The following is a 601-nucleotide window of genomic DNA, read 5'->3' on the forward strand; positions in this document are numbered from 1 at the left end:
ATAATTGACGCACACGATTATCGCCGCAGGTTTCTAACGCATCTAAGCTATTTTTTACTAAATTGACCCACATTTGGCTTAAACCAACGCTATCGCCCATCAGTTCAAAGGGCTCACCCTGCACTCGCACATTCACTTGCACATTGGCGCGGTCTAGCTCGCGCCGCAACAGAGCTAAAGCTTCTTTCACCACTGGCACTATATCTAAAGGTTCGGTCTTGGCCTGACGCCGCTTGAGTAAACCGCGAATACGATGCACAACCGCTCCAGCGCGAATCGACTGCGCATTAATTTTACCGAGTACATCATAGAGTTCCGGATTATCTTGCCCAAGCCTTTCCAGTTGTAGCATGGTAAGCGTCCATTTTAGGACGTCCTATTCCCACTTAAGATCGCGCGATAAGCTGTGCACTCATCATTACAGGAGAGTGATATGGCAAAGCGAGCTTACCGCAACGCTGCACAATGGCAGCAATTAATCGACTTATGGCACACATCAGAGCTGAGCATCACTGAGTTTTGCCAAACCCATCAACTGAGCACCATGTCATTTTATAAATGGCGGCAACGTCTATCACCACAAACTGAGCAAGCTAATGTG

The 601-nt window shown here is 47.8% G+C and carries 1 protein-coding gene and 1 pseudogene; one reads left to right on the forward strand and one right to left on the reverse strand.

The annotated features are described in order from the left end of the window. Positions 1-352 (reverse strand): annotated as a pseudogene (locus tag L5M10_RS24065) (sensor histidine kinase); the annotation flags it as partial. 81 nt (positions 353-433) lie between these two features. Here L5M10_RS24065 and tnpA point away from each other — a divergent pair. Beyond that, a partial coding sequence (gene tnpA, locus L5M10_RS24295; protein WP_411569098.1) for an IS66 family insertion sequence element accessory protein TnpA occupies positions 434-601 on the forward strand: 168 nt, incomplete at its 3' end.

Origin of the sequence: Shewanella sp. SM32 (assembly GCF_025654235.1) — a bacterium.
Taxonomy (GTDB): domain Bacteria; phylum Pseudomonadota; class Gammaproteobacteria; order Enterobacterales; family Shewanellaceae; genus Shewanella; species Shewanella oncorhynchi.